The organism is Pseudomonas linyingensis, assembly GCF_900109175.1.
Taxonomy (GTDB): Bacteria; Pseudomonadota; Gammaproteobacteria; order Pseudomonadales; family Pseudomonadaceae; genus Geopseudomonas; species Geopseudomonas linyingensis.
Map to the genome: position 1 here is coordinate 77,195 of NZ_FNZE01000012.1, position 15,762 is coordinate 92,956.

Sequence of the window (15,762 nt, forward strand, 5' to 3'; positions counted from 1 at the left end):
AACTTCGCGGCTGGCCCGCCCGTTGCGCCGCCAGCCGCTCCCGGGGCCTGCCGGCTGGCCAGGCGGTGCGATTGTGCCGCGCACGCGAACGCGGGATGACGCCGATCAATACCGCGCCCTGCGCCGGAGTGTCAGGATGACATCAAGCCCATGTTGCCGCGGGCGCGCAGTCGAAGCACGACGCGCGAGCCGGCGGTTCGATATCCCTGAACCAGGAGTGCCCCATGTTTCCCGAATACCGCGACCTTATTTCCCGCCTGAAGACCGAAGACGCGCACTTCACCCGTCTGTTCGACGAGCACAACGAGCTGGACCAGCGCATCAAGAACCTCGAGGCCCGTATCGAGCTGGGCACCGAGACCGAGATCGAAACCCTGAAGAAGGAGAAGCTCAACCTCAAGGATCAGCTGCACGCGATCCTCAAGGAAGCCGACGCGGCCTGACCGCCGGCCTTGCCAGCTCCCCGACAGTCCTGGCGGGGAGCATTCGGATGGCCTCTGCCATCCGCCCCGCTACTCCTGCCCCGTCCCCTGCCGTTTCTGCGCAGCGAAGCCCTTGCCACGCAAACGCTCGAGCAGTCGCGCGTCTGCCGACAGGCGCACGGCTCAGTGCTTGAGCAGGCTCAGTGCGGCGCTGCCCAACTCCTCCAGCGGCAGCCCCTTGGCGATGCCGAGGGCGCTGCCGGCCACGTCGCCCACGCGTCCGAGCAGGCCGCACTGCCACAGCTCGACCTCGCCGACATGGGGATTGCCCCAGCCCATCTGGCAGGCGACGGCCTGGTTGCGCCGGCGTTCCTGCTCGGTGACCGGGTACATGCGGTTCCAGGCGCCGTACAGCTGCTGGTCCTGCTTGGACATGCGCAGTTGGTAGCGTTCGTGCATGTACAGGTAGGTGCGCGCGATGGCACCGCGGATTTCCTCGCGGGGCATGACCTGGCGCTTGCCGAAGTCGACCACCACCTCGCACCGGCCGTACTGGTGGGGCCTGGCGTTCAGCATGGCGAACGGGTAGTTGCTGCGGTCGCCGTTGACCTCGCCGATCGACGGGACCAGGTTGTGCAGGTCGGCCTCGGCGCGGGCGAATACCGGGTCGTTGGCGCTGCAGTGGTCACGGCCGCCCTTCTTCCAGCACTGGCGCTGGTGGCCGATCACCCAGGCCGGCACCACATGCTCCCACTCCACCCGGCTGGCGCGTTGGCGGTTCTTGCGCGGTTGATAGCCGCAGCTGGCCAGATCGACGCGATTGCCCTGGTAGCGGCAGCCGCAGTAGAAGGTGCGCGGGTTGTCGGCGTGGATCTCCCAGGCGACCTTCTTGGCCGCCTGAAAGGTGGCCGGCGGCTGGATATCGGTGAAGACGACGGCGAGAAGGGCCGAGATCACCAGCGAAATCATCGCCAGCAGCTTTTTGGCGGCCGAGTTGCTCATTGAGGCGCTCCCTGTAGTCCATCAAGGGGGCGGCACTCTATGCGGCGGGCGACGGCAAGGCAAGGGCGGGCACCGCCCGGGCCGTAGCCCCGCCATGGGTCTGCGCAGCGCAACCTCGGTGAGCCGAGCCTGGCGTGATCGAGCAACCGCGCAGCCTCCTGGCGTCACGCCGGGCCCGCCGCTACTGCCCCACCTGCAGCACCACCCGGCCGCGCGGCGGGCAGCTTTCCATGAAGCGATGGGCTTCGACGACCTGCGCGAAGGGGAACACCCGGTTGATCTGCGGGCGCAGCAGGCCTTCGCCGGTCAGCCGGTCGATGTTCTGCAGGGCGCGGGTCACGGCGGCGTGGTCCTGGGGGATGCCCAGTTCTTCCTTGCCGGTGAAGTTGCCGATGCAGTGGACGAAGAAGCGGATGTTCTTCTGGAACGCGGCGCAGGCGGGGAAGTGGGTGTCATTGCCGCCCTGCAGGCCGAACAGCACCAGGCGCCCGCGCGGCGCCAGGGCGTCGCCGAGCAGGCTCATCTGCGGGCCGCCGAGCGAGTCCATCACCACATCGACGCCGCGGCCGTCGGTGAGCTGGTTGACCCGGGTGACCAGGTCCTGCTCCTCGGTGAGGATCACCCGCTCGGCGCCCAGCTCGAGCAGGTAGTCGCGGTCTTCGCCCAGCTCGGTGGCGGCGATCACCCGGGCACCGAGGGCCTTGGCCAGTTGCACGATGGTCGGGCCCCAGCACTGGCTGGCGGCGGTGACCAGCACGCTCTCGCCCGGCACCAGGGCTGCCAGTTCGACCAGGCCGAACCAGCCGGTCAGCGCCGGCAGGTAGTGGCCGCAGGCCTCCAGGGCGCTCAGCTGCGCCGGGTAGCGATGCAGCGACTGGCGCGGCAGCACCACCTCCTCGGCGTAGCCGGGGTAGTGGTTGGCGCTGTGTGCGGGGAAACTGGCGACCCGGTCGCCGACCGCCAGGTCGTCGACGCCCTCGCCCAGCGCCAGCACCACGCCGGCCAGTTCGTGGCCGAGACCGGCCGGCAGCTGGGCCGGCGTGCTGGCTAGGTTCTGCCGCCAGAGCACGTCGTACCAGCTGACGCTGATCGCCTCGACGCGCACCAGCACCTCGCCGGCGGCCGGCTGCGGGCACGGCCGCTCCTCGAGTCTGAGCACTTCGGCCGCGCCGAACTGGTGAAAACGAATGATGCGGGACATCGCCTACCTCGCCTGCAACCTCTGTGACCCGGACTTTAGCCGGGCTCGCCCGGCGATACCACCTGCATGCGGACGATAGTCACCATGCCTGGCACTGATGGGCGGGGCATATCGGCAGGTCTGGTCAGGCTGCAGGCGTTTGCGGCCGGGATGCTGCGGAAGGAAAGCAGACCCGCGGATGTGGCGTTCCTCCACCGATAACCCTGCAAGCTTGCAATGCATCCGCTAGAAATTCAGTGACGAGCATTGCTCGGAGTAGGAAATAGCTCTGCTTCAGCGCGCTATTTGCCAAGAACCCAATCTCTGGATCACGGTTGAGGAATGTTCTTCATCCTGAAGTATTACTACCACATTGCCCTGGCTAATTCTTTGGTTTTGCCGGGTTATTACCGGTTTGACATCGCCCGCTACTCTCGGAGACTCTCTAGGAATGCCAAGCAGGCACATACGACAGGCACAGGAATGTGACTGATCATGGATCGATAAGACAGGAGTCTTACAATGCTCGGCTATTACTCTCAGTACAGCAGGGAATACATCACGGCCTTGATGGTCGTGACGACCATATTCTTTGCTCTTCCTATCTTTTTTGCCCCCCTCGCCTGGGCCCGATTGATGCTCTGGGAAATTCCGGAGCAGAAACATTTGGCCATCTACTTCGGCCGTTGTCTCGGTGCGTTCATCCTGGTGGTGGAAGCCGCCATGCTCCGCTCTGCGACAACGGGGACCAGCTTCTGCTATGCCTTCGACATCCTGTTCGTGGTGTTTGGTCTGATGTTCGTCGTGCATGTGTATGGTGCTTTAAAGCGCATTCAGCCGATGACCGAAACCTTGGAGATCGGTTTGTGGGCTGCTCTCTTCATCCTGAACTTCTTGTTTTATCCGGCGACGATTTTTGTTGTTTAGATCGTCTCGCCAGGCCATCCATGGATATAAGTTGGCGATAAAAAATTGCCAGCCTGGCTGCTCGCCATGATTAATCGTCGCGGTGCAACTGTAAATATTCCAATCGCGGTTGAAAATCGATCTTTGAAATTCAACTTTGGACATCAATGGTGAATGAATGGACCGTAAAGTATTGTCGGGGGTGCTGGCCGTCGTCGCCAGCTGCGTGAGCTTGGCCGCCAGTGCGGACGATCTTAGCTACCAGGGCTTCGTCCACAGCGACAAACGAATCAAGTGTCTATATGGGTACGCGGCAACCAAGACCGGCGACCACGCGGCGGCCATGCAGATCTTCAATGATTGCATCGCGCGCTGGAACGATGTCTATTCGATGATCTGGTTGGCGCAGATGTATGAATCGGGCAGCGGGGTGCCGAAGGATCTTGGCAAGGCCGCGGCGCTGATCAAGCGTGGGGCCGAGCAGCCTGACGGCACCGCCTACGTGAGCCTGGCACGTTATCATTGGGGCGTTGCCCTTTGGGAGGGCGTCGGGGTGGATCCCGATCCCGACCAAGCGCGCACGTGGTTGGAACGTGCCGCTGCCGAGGGTCAAACGGAAGCCATGGACTATCTCCGCCAGCGCGCCGATTGACCCGTTTCGAAGTGGCACGGTTTGTCGGGAGGATGACTGGCCTCCCGCTCACGGTTGACTTGCCGCCGATTTGACGCCACCAAGCTCAGCCAGGGCCGCTTTTTCGCGGGGCCTGATGCGTGCTCCACTCGAACGGAATCCTCAATGAACCGCAATGACCTGCGCCGCGTCGATCTCAACCTGCTGATCGTCTTCGAGACGCTGATGCACGAACGCAGCGTGACCCGCGCGGCGGAAAAGCTGTTCCTCGGCCAGCCGGCGATCAGCGCCTCGCTGGCGCGCCTGCGCAGCCTGTTCGACGACCCGCTGTTCGTGCGCAGCGGAAGGCAGATGGAGCCGACCGCGCGGGCGCTGGAGATCTTCGCCCTGCTCACCCCGGCGCTGGACGCCATCTCCACCGCGGTCAGCCGCGCCGCCGACTTCGACCCGGCGACCAGCACGGCGGTGTTCCGCATCGGCCTGTCCGACGATGTCGAGTTCGGCCTGCTGCCGCCCTTGATCAAGCGCCTGCGCGCCGAGGCGCCCGGCGTGGTGCTGGTGATCCGCCGCACCAACTACCTGCAGATAGCCGGCCATCTGGCCTCCGGCGAGATCTCGGTGGGCGTTGCCTACACCGAGGAGCTGCCGGCCAACGCCAAGCGCAAGGTGCTGCGTCGCGCCTGGCCGCGCCTGCTGCGCGCCGACAGCGTGCCGGGGCGCCTCGGCCTCGACGAGTTCTGCGCCCGCCCGCATGCGCTGGTGTCCTTCGCCGGCGACCTCGGCGGCTACATCGACGACGAGCTGGCCAAGCTCGGCCGCCAGCGCCGGGTGGTGCTGGCGGTGCCGCAGTTCAACGGCCTCACCGCGCTGCTTGCCGGCACCGACATCGTCGCCAGCGTGCCGGACTACACCGCCGCCGCGCTGACCGCCGCCGGCGGCCTGCGCGCCGAGCCGCTGCCGCTCGACTGCGGCCCCTACGAGTTGCACATGGCCTGGCGCGCCGCCCAGGACAACGACCCGGCCGAGCGCTGGCTGCGCTCGCGGATCCAGATGTTCTGCGGCGACCCCGACAGCCTGTAACCCGCGGCGCAGAGCGCCGCCCCGGCGTCATCATCACTGCCGCTGATAGTGGCTTTCGCCCCATTCGATTCGTCGATGGGGAGGCCGCGCCGCAGACTTCGCTCCTAATTCACAATTGCGAGCGGCGGAGTCACCCATGGCCCATTCCATCCCCCTGTCCCTGCGCCTGCCTGTGGCCCTGGTCGCCCTGCTGGCGCTCGGCGCCTGCGGCAAGTCTGCGGATAGCCGCCAGGCGGCGGCGCCGGCCCAGGTCAGCGTCGCCGCGGTCATCGAACAACCGGTCACCGAGTGGGACGAGTTCACCGGGCGCCTGGAGGCGCCGGAGTCGGTGGAGGTGCGTCCGCGGGTGGCCGGCTACATCGACCGGGTGGCCTTCGATGAGGGCAGCCTGGTCAACAAGGGCGACCTGCTGTTCCAGATCGACCCGCGGCCCTTCGAGGCCGAGGTCAAGCGCCTGCAGGCGCAGCTGCAGCAGGCCCGCGCCAGCCACACCCGCCTGGCCAGCGAGGCCAAGCGCGGCGAGCGCCTGCGCGCCAGCAACGCCATCTCCGCCGAGCTGGCCGACGCCCGCGCCAGCGCCGCCGCCGAGGCCCAGGCCGCGGTCGCCGCGACCCAGGCCGAGCTGGACAATGCCCGGCTCAATCTGAGTTTTACCCGTATCACCGCGCCCATCGACGGCCGCGTCAGCCGCGCCGAAGTCACCGCCGGCAACCTGGTCAGCGCCGGGCAGAGCCTGCTCACCAGCCTGGTCTCCACCGACAAGGTGTACGCCTACTTCGACGCCGACGAGCGCGCCTACCTCAAGTACCTCGAACTGGCCCGCCAGGCCGGTGGCGACGTGCGCGCCGGGAGCCCGGTGTACCTCGGCCTGAGCGGCGAGGACGGCCATCCGCACGAAGGCCGGCTGGACTTCCTCGACAACCAGGTCAACCCGCGCACCGGCACCATCCGCGGCCGCGCGGTGTTCGCCAACCCCGAGGGCCGCTTCACTCCGGGCCTGTACGCGCGCCTGAAGCTGGTCGGCAGCGGCAGCTACGCCGCCACCCTGATCCAGGACGGCGCGGTGGGCACCGACCTGGGCAAGAAGTTCGTCCTGGTCCTCGGCGCGGACAACAGCGTGGCCTACCGCGCCATCGAGCTGGGGCCGAAGCTGGAGGGCCTGCGCATCGTGCGCAGCGGCCTGGCCAAGGGCGAGCAGGTGGTGGTCAACGGCCTGCAGCGCGCCCGCCCCGGCGCCACCGTCGCGCCGCAGAGCGTGCCGATGGCCGACGAGGCCACCCTGGCCCAGCTGGCGCGCCTGCGCCGGGCCGTCGACGGCGCCGCTGCGCCGCGCCTGGTCGAACAGAACGCCCAACCCGCCAGCGCGCCGCGCGGCTGAGGTAGAACACCATGAATTTTTCCCAGTTCTTCATCCGGCGGCCGATCTTCGCCGCCGTGCTCTCCCTGCTGATCCTGATCGGCGGCGCCATCTCGCTGTTCCAGCTGCCGATCAGCGAATACCCGGAAGTGGTGCCGCCGACCGTGGTGGTGCGCGCCAACTTCCCCGGCGCCAACCCCAAGGTGATCGGCGAGACCGTCGCCTCGCCGCTGGAGCAGGCCATCGTCGGCGTCGAGGGCATGCTGTACATGTCCTCGCAGGCCACCGCCGACGGCAAGCTGACCCTGACCGTCACCTTCGCCCTCGGCACCGATCTGGACAACGCCCAGGTGCAGGTGCAGAACCGCGTGACCCGCACCCAGCCGACCCTGCCCACCGAGGTGCAGCGCCTCGGCGTGACCGTGGACAAGGCCTCGCCGGACCTGACCCTGGTGGTGCACCTGACCTCGCCGGACAACCGCTACGACATGCTCTACCTGTCCAACTACGCCGCGCTCAACGTCAAGGACGAGCTGGCGCGCCTGGACGGCGTCGGCGACGTGCAGCTGTTCGGCATGGGCGACTACTCGCTGCGCGTGTGGCTCGACCCGCACCAGGTGGCCTCGCGCGGCCTCACCGCCTCGGATGTGGTCGAGGCGATCCGCGAGCAGAACCGCCAGGTCGCCGCCGGTGCCCTCGGCGCGCCGCCGGCCGCTGCCGACAACAGCTTCCAGCTGTCGATCAACACCCAGGGCCGCCTGGTCAGCGAGGAGGAGTTCGAGAACATCATCGTGCGCGCCGGCGACAACGGCGAAATCACCCGCCTGAAGGACATCGCCCGCATCGAACTGGGTTCCAGCCAGTACGCCCTGCGCTCGCTGCTCAACAACCAGCCGGCGGTGGCCATCCCGATCTTCCAGCGCCCCGGCTCCAACGCCATCGAGATTTCCGACTCAGTGCGCGCACGCATGGCCGAGCTGAAGCAGAGCTTCCCGCAGGGCGTGGACTACGAGATCGTCTACGACCCGACCATCTTCGTGCGCGGCTCCATCGAGGCGGTGGTGCACACCCTGCTCGAAGCCATCGCCCTGGTGGTGCTGGTGGTGATCCTGTTCCTGCAGACCTGGCGCGCGTCGATCATCCCGCTGGTCGCCGTGCCGGTGTCGCTGATCGGCACCTTCGCGGTGATGCACCTGCTCGGCTTTTCGCTCAACGCGCTGTCGCTGTTCGGCTTGGTGCTGGCCATCGGCATCGTGGTCGACGACGCCATCGTCGTGGTGGAGAACGTCGAGCGCAACATCGCCCTCGGCAAGAATCCGGTGGACGCCACCCGCCAGGCGATGCGCGAGGTGACCGGACCGATCGTCGCCACCGCCCTGGTGCTGTGCGCGGTGTTCGTGCCGACCGCGTTCATCTCCGGGCTGACCGGGCAGTTCTACCAGCAGTTCGCGTTGACCATCGCCATCTCCACGGTGATCTCGGCGTTCAACTCGCTGACCCTGTCGCCGGCGCTGGCCGCCGTGCTGCTCAAGGAGCACCACGCGCCGCGCGACCGCTTCTCGCGGCTGCTCGACCGCCTGTTCGCCGGCTGGCTGTTCGCGCCGTTCAACCGCCTGTTCGAGCGCGCCAGCCACGGCTACGTCGGCACTGTGCGCCGCGTGCTGCGAGGCAGCGGCATCGCCCTGGTGCTCTACGCCGGGTTGATGGGCCTGACCTGGCTGGGCTTCGCCAGCACGCCGACCGCCTTCGTGCCGCCGCAGGACAAGCAGTACCTGGTGGCCTTCGCCCAGCTGCCGGACGCCGCCACCCTCGACCGCACCGAGGCGGTGATCAAGCAGATGTCGGAGATCGCCGGCCGCCATCCGGGCGTGGAGAACACCGTGGCCTTCCCCGGCCTGTCGATCAACGGTTTCACCAACAGCCCGAACAGCGGCATCGTGTTCACCCCGCTCAAGCCGTTCGACCAGCGCCGCGATCCTGCGCTGTCCGCCGGCGCCATCGCCGCCGAGCTCAACGCCCAGTTCGCCGAGATCCAGGACGCCTACATCGCCATCTTCCCGCCGCCGCCGGTGCAGGGGCTGGGCACCATCGGCGGCTTCCGCGTGCAGATCCAGGATCGCGGCAACCTCGGCTACGAGGAGCTGTACCGCCAGGTGCAGAACGTCATCGCCAAGAGCCGCGAGGTGCCGGAGCTGGCCGGGCTGTTCACCAGCTACCAGGTCAACGTGCCGCAGGTCGACGCCGACATCGACCGCGAGAAGGCCAAGACCCATGGCGTGGCGATCAGCGACATCTTCGACACCCTGCAGGTGTACCTCGGCTCGCTGTACGCCAACGACTTCAACCGCTTCGGCCGCACCTACCAGGTCAACGTCCAGGCCGACCAGCAGTTCCGCCTGGAGCCCGAGCAGATCGGCCAGCTCAAGGTGCGCAACAACCGCGGCGAGATGATCCCGCTGTCCACCTTCGTCACGGTCGCGGACAGCGCCGGCCCCGACCGGGTGATGCACTACAACGGCTTCCTCACCGCCGAGATCAACGGCGCCGCGGCGCCCGGCTACAGCTCCGGCCAGGCCGAGGCGGCGCTGGAGCGGCTGCTGCGCGAGGAGCTGCCCAACGGCATGAGCTTCGAGTGGACCGAGCTGACCTACCAGCAGATCCTCGCCGGCAACACCGCGATCTTCGTCTTCCCGCTGTGCGTGCTGCTGGCCTTCCTGGTGCTGGCCGCCCAGTACGAGAGCTGGAGTCTGCCGCTGGCGGTGATCCTGATCGTGCCGACCGTGCTGTTCTCGGCGATCAGCGGGGTGATCCTCACCGGTGGCGACAACAACATCTTCACCCAGATCGGCCTGATCGTGCTGGTGGGCCTGGCGTGCAAGAACGCCATTCTCATCGTCGAGTTCGCCAAGGAGAAGCAGGAGGCAGGCCTGGACCGCGTCCGCGCGGTGCTGGAAGCCTGCCGCCTGCGTCTGCGGCCGATCCTGATGACCTCCATCGCCTTCATCATGGGCGTGGTGCCGCTGGTGCTGTCCTCCGGCGCCGGCGCCGAGATGCGCCATGCCATGGGCGTGGCGGTGTTCTCCGGGATGATCGGGGTGACCCTGTTCGGCCTGCTGCTGACCCCGCTGTTCTACGTGCTGATCCGCGCCTTCGTGGAGAAGCGCCAGGCACGCAAGGCGCACTCCATCGCTGTCGAGGTGCACGCATGAAAGCCCTGATCCCCGCCCTGCTCGCCCTGGCGCCCGCCTTCATGTTGAGCGCCTGCGCCGTCGGTCCCGACTACCAGGCGCCGCAGACCGCCCCGGCCAGCCTCGCCGCGAGCGCCTCCGCCGGCTACGACCGCACGCGCTTCGAGACGGCCTGGTGGCGGCAGTTCGACGATCCGACCCTGAGCCGCCTGGTGCAGCAGGCGCTGGAGGGCAACCGCGAGCTGCGCGTGGCCTTCGCACGCTTCAAGGCCGCCCGCGCGCTGCGCGACGATGCGGCCAACGACCAGCTGCCCACCGTCACCAGCCGCGCCGGCGCCGAGATCGGCAAGGCGCAGCAGCCGGGCTTCAGCGAGCAGCGGGTGAATGTCGATCGCTACGACCTGGGCCTGGACATGGCCTGGGAGCTCGACCTGTTCGGCCGCATCCAGCGCCGCATCGAAGCCAGCGAGGCGCACAGCGAGGCCGCCGAGGCCGAGCTGTACCAGCTGCAGGTCAGCCTGATCGCCGAGCTGGTCGACGCCTACGGCAACCTGCGCGGCGCGCAGCTGCGCGAACGCATCGCCCGCGACAACCTGAGCAACCAGCAGGAGTCGCGCGCGCTCACCGCGCAGCTGCGCGACGCCGGGATCGGCAGCGAACTGGACGTGCTGCGCGCCGACGCCCGCCTGGCCGCCACCGAATCCAGCCTGCCGCAGCTGCAGGCCGAGGAGGCGCGCGCGCGCCACCGCATCGCCACCCTGCTCGGCCAGCGCCCCGAGCAGCTGGACGCCGACCTGTCGCCGCAGCCGCTGCCGGTGATCGCCAAGGCCCTGCCGGTCGGCGATCCGGCCGAGCTGCTGCGCCGCCGCCCGGACGTGCGCGTCGCCGAGCGCCGCCTGGCCGCCGCCACGGCGAATGTCGGGGTGGCCACCGCCGACCTGTTCCCGCGGGTCAGCGTCGCCGGTTTCCTCGGCTTCACCGCCGGGCGCGGCTCGCAACTGGGCGCCGCCGCGGCCAACGCCTGGAGCGTGGCGCCGACCATCAGCTGGGCGGCCTTCGACCTGGGCAGCGTGCGCGCCCGCCTGCGCGGCGCCGAGGCCGGGGCCGAGGGCGCGCTGGCGCAGTACGAGCAGCAGGTGCTGCTGGCCCTCGAGGAGTCGGCCAACGCCTTCAGCGACTACGGCCAGCGCCAGCAGCGCCTGCTCGCCCTGGTACGCCAGGCCGAGGCCAGCCGCGCCGCCGCCGGGCAGGCGGCGATCCGCTACCGCGAGGGCGCGGCGGACTTCCTGGTGCTGCTGGATGCCGAACGCGAACGCCTGGCCGCCGAGGACGCCCAGGCGCAGGCCGAGATCGAGCTGTACCGCGGCATCGTCGCCATCTACAAGGCCCTCGGTGGTGGTTGGCAGCCGCGCGGCTGATTTTCCCCTTGGGTCGACCACGCCGGTCGGCCATTGCCCCCCCCACGGCACCACTTCGCGCCGTGGGGTTTTTCGCCATTCGTCCCGTGCGCTCGCCGGTCGTGCATTTGCCGGCAATTCGCAGTAAGTCCCGCCCCTTGCGTAGGCTGCTCCTCAGCGCTCGCGTTTCTTGCCGGCGAGTCGGTAGACCTTGTATTCGGCGCGTTTCGGCGCCTGTTCCGGCGCCTGTGGGTCGGCCTCGAGCACGCTTTCGACGTGCGCCAGGGCAATCTCGAAACCGTCCGCGTAGAGCGCGGCGACCTCGTCGTCCACGCCCAGGGCCTGCGCCAGGGTGGCGTCTTCCTCGGCGTCCTCGACGGTCAGCAGAAACACCGTGGCGGTGGCCGGCACGATCCGCCGCAGGTGGGCCACGTAGAGGGTGCGCACCTCCGCCGGCAGGGCGGTGAGCGCGGCGCGGTCGTACACCGTGTCGATCGGGCCGAGGTCCGCTGTGGTCAGCGCGAAGTAGTCGCCGCAGAGGATGCGGATGTTGCCATGCTGCCACAGGGTCAGCTCGCCCTGCTGGCGCCTGACCGGCTGCAGGCGGTTCTCGCGGAAAAAGGCGCGCACCGCCAGCGGACTCAGCTCGACGCCGACGACCTCGTGGCCCTGCTCGGCCAGCCAGAGCATGTCCAGACTCTTGCCGCACAGGGGCACGAAGATACGGCTGTCGCGGGGCAGGCCGAGGGTCGGCCAGAATCCGGTCAGCAGGCGGTTCACCGTGCGCTGGTGGAAGTCGGTGCGCCGCTCGCGCCAGAGCTGCAGCCACAGCTGGTTGTCGCGCCCGCTCATGCGGACTGCAGCTGGGACCTTGCTGCCTCCGTAGGCTGGGTGGCGGGGCAATGGCGTGGCGGCGGCGTTGCGACAACGCAGGCCGGCGCTGGCGGGTGACGGACGGGCATGGCGCTTTCCTCGTGCGGGTGAAGCGTGGTGGATCAGGAAAAGGTTCCGATCGAATGAGCACCAAACTTCCCGAGAGGCGGGATGCGGATCGACAAGACACTCGCAGAGACGCCCCGGGATCGCCTTGGGGAGGTCATCGGGGGACAGTAGCACGGTCGAGCGCCGCCACCCGTCCAGCGTCCGCTGCGGGTGGCGCATTTCGTGGCAAAGCGCAGTAAAATCCCGCACTTTGTGTACGCCTTGCGAGTCGCTGCGCCATGACCACCGCCTTCCGCCCCGAACTGCTATCTCCCGCCGGCACGCTGAAAAGCATGCGCTACGCCTTCGCCTACGGCGCCGATGCGGTGTACGCCGGCCAGCCGCGCTACAGCCTGCGGGTGCGCAACAACGAGTTCGACCACGCCAACCTCAAGCTGGGCATCGACGAAGCCCATGCGCAGGGCAAGAAGTTCTACGTGGTGGTCAACATCGCCCCGCACAACGCCAAGCTGAAGACCTTCATCAAGGACCTCGAGCCGGTGGTGGCGATGGGGCCGGATGCGTTGATCATGTCCGACCCGGGGCTGATCATGCTGGTGCGCGACCACTTCCCGCAGCAGGTCATCCACCTGTCGGTGCAGGCCAACGCGGTGAACTGGGCGTCGGTGGAGTTCTGGCGGCGCATCGGCGTCAGCCGCATCATCCTCTCCCGCGAGCTGTCGCTGGAGGAGATCGGCGAGATCCGCGAGCAGGTGCCGGGCATCGAGCTGGAGGTGTTCGTCCACGGCGCGCTGTGCATGGCCTACTCCGGGCGCTGCCTGCTGTCCGGCTACCTCAACAAGCGCGATCCCAACCAGGGCACCTGCACCAACGCCTGCCGCTGGGAGTACAAGGTGCACGAGGGCAAGGAGGACGAGCTGGGTAACGTGGTCCACGTCCACGAGCCGATCCCGGTGATGCAGATCGACCCCAATGCAGCGGTGGAGCCGACCCTGGGTGCCGGCGCGCCCACCGATCAGGTGATGCTGCTCGAGGAGAGCAACCGTCCCGGCGAGTACATGGAGGCGTTCGAGGACGAGCACGGCACCTACATCATGAACTCCAAGGACCTGCGCGCGGTGCAGCACGTCGAGCGTCTGACCCAGATGGGCGTGCACTCGCTGAAGATCGAGGGGCGCACCAAGAGCCACTACTACGTGGCGCGCACCGCCCAGGTGTACCGCAAGGCGATCGACGACGCGGTGGCCGGCCGGCCGTTCGACATGTCGCTGATGGATACCCTCGAATCGCTGGCCCACCGCGGCTACACCGAGGGCTTCCTGCGCCGCCACGTGCACGACGAGTACCAGAACTACCAGCACGGCTACTCGCTGTCCGAGCGCCAGCAGTTCGTCGGCGAGTTCACCGGCGTGCGCAAGGACGGCCTCGCCGAGGTGGCGGTGAAGAACCGCTTCCAGGTCGGCGACCTGCTCGAGCTGATGACCCCGCAGGGCAACCTGAATTTCCGCCTCGAGCACATGCTCAACAAGAAGGCCGAGGCCAGCCAGGTGGCGCCGGGCGACGGCCACGTCGTCTACCTGCCGGTACCGGAAGAGGTCGACCTCAACCTGGCGCTGCTGATGCGCCACCTCGACGGCAGCAGCACCCGCGGTTGAGTGGTGCGCGGCGCCCCGTCGCCCTTGTAGTGGGCGAGGCGCGCCCTCGCGGCGAAGCGGGCCGCAGGCCCGCCAACGGATCAAGGGCATCGCCCCGAGGTCGGGCCTCCCACAAGGATGAATGGGGCGGCCGTAGCCGCTCTCAGGCCGCCTGGGCGCGCAGCAGTTCGGTCATCTCCCGGGCTTCCACCGGCCGGCTGATCAGGTAGCCCTGAATCTCGTCGCAATGGTGGGCGCGCAGGAATTCCAGCTGCGCCGGCTCCTCGACGCCCTCGGCGACCACCTCCAGACCCAGGCTGTGGGCCATGACGATGATCGCCCGGGTGATCGCCGCATCGCCGCCTTGGCCGCTGCCATCCAGCTCGCGGATGAAGGCCCGGTCGATCTTCACCACGTCCACCGGCAGGTGCTTGAGGTAGCCGAGCGAGGAGTAGCCGGTACCGAAATCGTCGATCGCCAGGCGCACGCCCAGCACGCGCAGCTCGCGGAACACGCCGACCAGCGCCTCGACGTTGTCCGACAGCAGGCTCTCGGTCAGCTCCAGCTCCAGCAGCGATCCCGGCAGGCCGGTTTCCGCCAGCACCGCGGCGACCTGGGCGACGAAGTCCGCCTGGCGCAGCTGGTGCATGGAGATGTTCACCGACACGCGCAGCTCGGCCAGCCCGGCCAGCTGCCAGCTGCGTGCCTGCTGGCAGGCCTCGCGCAGCACGAACGCGCCGATGGCGGTGATCTGCCCGGTTTCCTCGGCCAGCTCGATGAAGCTGGACGGCGCCACCAGGCCGAACTCCGGATGGCGCCAGCGCACCAGCGCCTCGGCGCTGAGCAGTCGATCCGCGCCGAGGGTCAGCTTGGGCTGGTAGAACACCTCCAGCTGGCCCTTGTCCAGCGCCTTGTCCAGCTGCGCCTCGAGCAGCAGGCGCTCGTGGCTGCTGCTCTGCAGGCTGTCGCGGTAGAGCTGCGCGGTGTTGCCGCCGAGCTGCTTGGCGTGGCGCATGGCCATGCTCGCCTGGCTGAGCAGAGCGGCCGGATCGCCGGCGCTGGACAGCAGGCTGATGCCCAGCGAGGCACTGACCACCAGTTCGTGGCCGCCGGCCTGCAGGCTCTGGCGCAGTTCGGCGAGCAGCCGGCGCGCCATGGGCTCGAGCTCCTCGGCCGCCAGCTGGCCGTCGAGTAGGATGGCGAACTCGTCCACGGCCAGCCGCGCGATGATGTCGGCGCGGCCCACGCTGCGGGTCAGGCGGCGGGCGATCTCGCAGAGGATGTCGTCGGCCACCTGCAGGCCGAGGCTCTCGTTGAGCAGCTTGAAGCGGTCGAGGTCGAGGTGCAGCAGGACCAGTTCGTGCCCCTTCGGCCGCACGCGGCGCGCGGCTTCCTTGACCCGCTCCAGCAGCAGGCTGCGATTGGCCAACCCGGTCAGGGTGTCGTGGTTGGCCAGGAAACGCCGCTGCGCTTCCTCCTCGCGGCGCGCCTGCTCGCTGGCGCTCAGCGCCTGGGTGCGCTCGCTGACCCGCTGCTCGAGGGCGCGCTGGGCGGCGCGCAGTTCCTCCTCGACCTGCTGGCGCTGGCGCACTTCGCTGGCCAGCTCGCGGTTCAGCTGGTCGCTGGCGCGGCGGGCGTGCTCCTCGAAGGTCATCAGCGACTGGTTCTGGAAGCGCTGCAGCAGGTTGCGCAGGGACGCGCGGTTGATCTGCCAGGCGCTGACCAGCAGCGCCGCCAGCAGGATCAGGCCGAACACCCCCCAGCCCTGCAGCTGGGCGTCGGCGCGACCGAGCAGGTACAGACTGGAGGGCAGCAGGCCGGGCACGGCGAAGGCCAGGAAGGCGCGCAGGCTGGCGGCATAGGCGACGCTGGAGGTAATGATCGCCGCCACCAGGATGCCGTAGATCAGCGCCTGCTGCAGCGGCGCGGCCAGCGGGATGAGCAGCACGCCGACCAGTGCCAGGGTGATGCCCGAGGCGGCGGCGCCGAACAGGAAGGTCTGTCGCCAGGCCGGGGCGGCCTG

Annotated in this window: 11 protein-coding genes and 1 pseudogene; 8 read left to right on the plus strand and 4 right to left on the minus strand. The window is 68.5% G+C overall.

Annotated features, from left to right (window positions below):
- The first annotated feature begins 224 nt into the window (after window positions 1-224).
- A complete protein-coding gene (locus tag BMZ19_RS15225) occupies window positions 225-443 on the plus strand; it encodes an HP1242/YdcH family protein (protein ID WP_090312357.1) in 219 nt (72 codons plus the stop codon).
- A gap of 162 nt (window positions 444-605) precedes the next feature.
- Here BMZ19_RS15225 and BMZ19_RS15230 read toward each other — a convergent pair whose 3' ends face one another.
- Complete coding sequence (locus BMZ19_RS15230; RefSeq protein WP_244517256.1) at window positions 606-1,391, minus strand: endonuclease; 786 nt, start codon at window positions 1,389-1,391, stop codon at window positions 606-608.
- Between the two features lie 214 nt (window positions 1,392-1,605).
- Entirely contained in the window at window positions 1,606-2,625 is a 1,020-nt protein-coding gene (locus tag BMZ19_RS15235) for a zinc-dependent alcohol dehydrogenase family protein (RefSeq protein ID WP_090312360.1), read from the minus strand.
- A 501-nt stretch (window positions 2,626-3,126) separates the two neighbouring features.
- On the opposite strand from BMZ19_RS15235, the gene BMZ19_RS15240 reads away from it, so the two are divergent.
- The 6 genes from BMZ19_RS15240 to BMZ19_RS15265 all read left to right on the plus strand — a co-directional run bounded on the left by BMZ19_RS15240 (window position 3,127) and on the right by BMZ19_RS15265 (window position 11,184).
- On the plus strand, window positions 3,127-3,531 hold the full coding sequence (locus BMZ19_RS15240; RefSeq protein ID WP_090312363.1) for a hypothetical protein: 405 nt from the start codon (window positions 3,127-3,129) through the stop codon (window positions 3,529-3,531).
- Between the two features lie 157 nt (window positions 3,532-3,688).
- Window positions 3,689-4,162, plus strand: a complete 474-nt coding sequence (locus tag BMZ19_RS15245; RefSeq protein WP_090312364.1) for a tetratricopeptide repeat protein — start codon at window positions 3,689-3,691, stop codon at window positions 4,160-4,162.
- 144 nt (window positions 4,163-4,306) lie between these two features.
- A complete protein-coding gene (locus BMZ19_RS15250; protein ID WP_090312366.1) occupies window positions 4,307-5,221 on the plus strand; it encodes a LysR family transcriptional regulator in 915 nt (304 codons plus the stop codon).
- 136 nt (window positions 5,222-5,357) lie between these two features.
- Window positions 5,358-6,599: a multidrug efflux RND transporter periplasmic adaptor subunit MexE gene (mexE, locus tag BMZ19_RS15255; protein WP_090312368.1), complete on the plus strand. Its 1,242-nt coding sequence runs from the start codon at window positions 5,358-5,360 to the stop codon at window positions 6,597-6,599.
- A gap of 11 nt (window positions 6,600-6,610) precedes the next feature.
- Window positions 6,611-9,787 carry an efflux RND transporter permease subunit gene (locus tag BMZ19_RS15260; RefSeq protein ID WP_090312370.1) on the plus strand — a complete coding sequence of 1,059 codons (3,177 nt, stop codon included), beginning with the start codon at window positions 6,611-6,613 and terminating at the stop codon, window positions 9,785-9,787.
- Window positions 9,784-11,184: an efflux transporter outer membrane subunit gene (locus BMZ19_RS15265; protein ID WP_090312371.1), complete on the plus strand. Its 1,401-nt coding sequence runs from the start codon at window positions 9,784-9,786 to the stop codon at window positions 11,182-11,184. Before BMZ19_RS15260 ends, BMZ19_RS15265 begins: the two co-directional genes overlap by 4 nt.
- Window positions 11,185-11,337: 153 nt before the next feature.
- On the opposite strand, the gene BMZ19_RS15270 is transcribed toward BMZ19_RS15265, so the two are convergent.
- The gene (locus BMZ19_RS15270) at window positions 11,338-12,015 is read right to left on the minus strand and encodes a thiopurine S-methyltransferase (RefSeq protein ID WP_090312373.1); all 678 of its coding nucleotides are present in this window, start codon (window positions 12,013-12,015) and stop codon (window positions 11,338-11,340) included.
- Window positions 12,016-12,383: 368 nt separating this feature from the next.
- Between BMZ19_RS15270 and trhP the strand changes: the two genes are divergently transcribed.
- Entirely contained in the window at window positions 12,384-13,760 is a 1,377-nt protein-coding gene (trhP, locus tag BMZ19_RS15275) for a prephenate-dependent tRNA uridine(34) hydroxylase TrhP (RefSeq protein ID WP_090312374.1), read from the plus strand.
- 142 nt (window positions 13,761-13,902) lie between these two features.
- On the opposite strand, the pseudogene BMZ19_RS22930 reads toward trhP, so the two are convergent.
- Window positions 13,903-15,240: pseudogene (locus BMZ19_RS22930) on the minus strand (putative bifunctional diguanylate cyclase/phosphodiesterase); the annotation flags it as partial.
- Between the last annotated feature and the right edge of the window lie 522 nt (window positions 15,241-15,762).

Bases quoted from the DNA above. Each gene is read 5' to 3' on its own strand.
- BMZ19_RS15240 (WP_090312363.1), top strand. From the start codon at position 3,127: ATGCTCGGCTATTACTCTCAGTACAGCAGGGAATACATCACGGCCTTG.
- BMZ19_RS15230 (WP_244517256.1), bottom strand. From the start codon at position 1,391: ATGATTTCGCTGGTGATCTCGGCCCTTCTCGCCGTCGTCTTCACCGAT.
- BMZ19_RS15225 (WP_090312357.1), top strand. From the start codon at position 225: ATGTTTCCCGAATACCGCGACCTTATTTCCCGCCTGAAGACCGAAGAC.
- BMZ19_RS15245 (WP_090312364.1), top strand. From the start codon at position 3,689: ATGGACCGTAAAGTATTGTCGGGGGTGCTGGCCGTCGTCGCCAGCTGC.
- mexE (WP_090312368.1), top strand. From the start codon at position 5,358: ATGGCCCATTCCATCCCCCTGTCCCTGCGCCTGCCTGTGGCCCTGGTC.
- BMZ19_RS15235 (WP_090312360.1), bottom strand. From the start codon at position 2,625: ATGTCCCGCATCATTCGTTTTCACCAGTTCGGCGCGGCCGAAGTGCTC.
- BMZ19_RS15260 (WP_090312370.1), top strand. From the start codon at position 6,611: ATGAATTTTTCCCAGTTCTTCATCCGGCGGCCGATCTTCGCCGCCGTG.
- BMZ19_RS15270 (WP_090312373.1), bottom strand. From the start codon at position 12,015: ATGAGCGGGCGCGACAACCAGCTGTGGCTGCAGCTCTGGCGCGAGCGG.
- BMZ19_RS15265 (WP_090312371.1), top strand. From the start codon at position 9,784: ATGAAAGCCCTGATCCCCGCCCTGCTCGCCCTGGCGCCCGCCTTCATG.
- trhP (WP_090312374.1), top strand. From the start codon at position 12,384: ATGACCACCGCCTTCCGCCCCGAACTGCTATCTCCCGCCGGCACGCTG.
- BMZ19_RS15250 (WP_090312366.1), top strand. From the start codon at position 4,307: ATGAACCGCAATGACCTGCGCCGCGTCGATCTCAACCTGCTGATCGTC.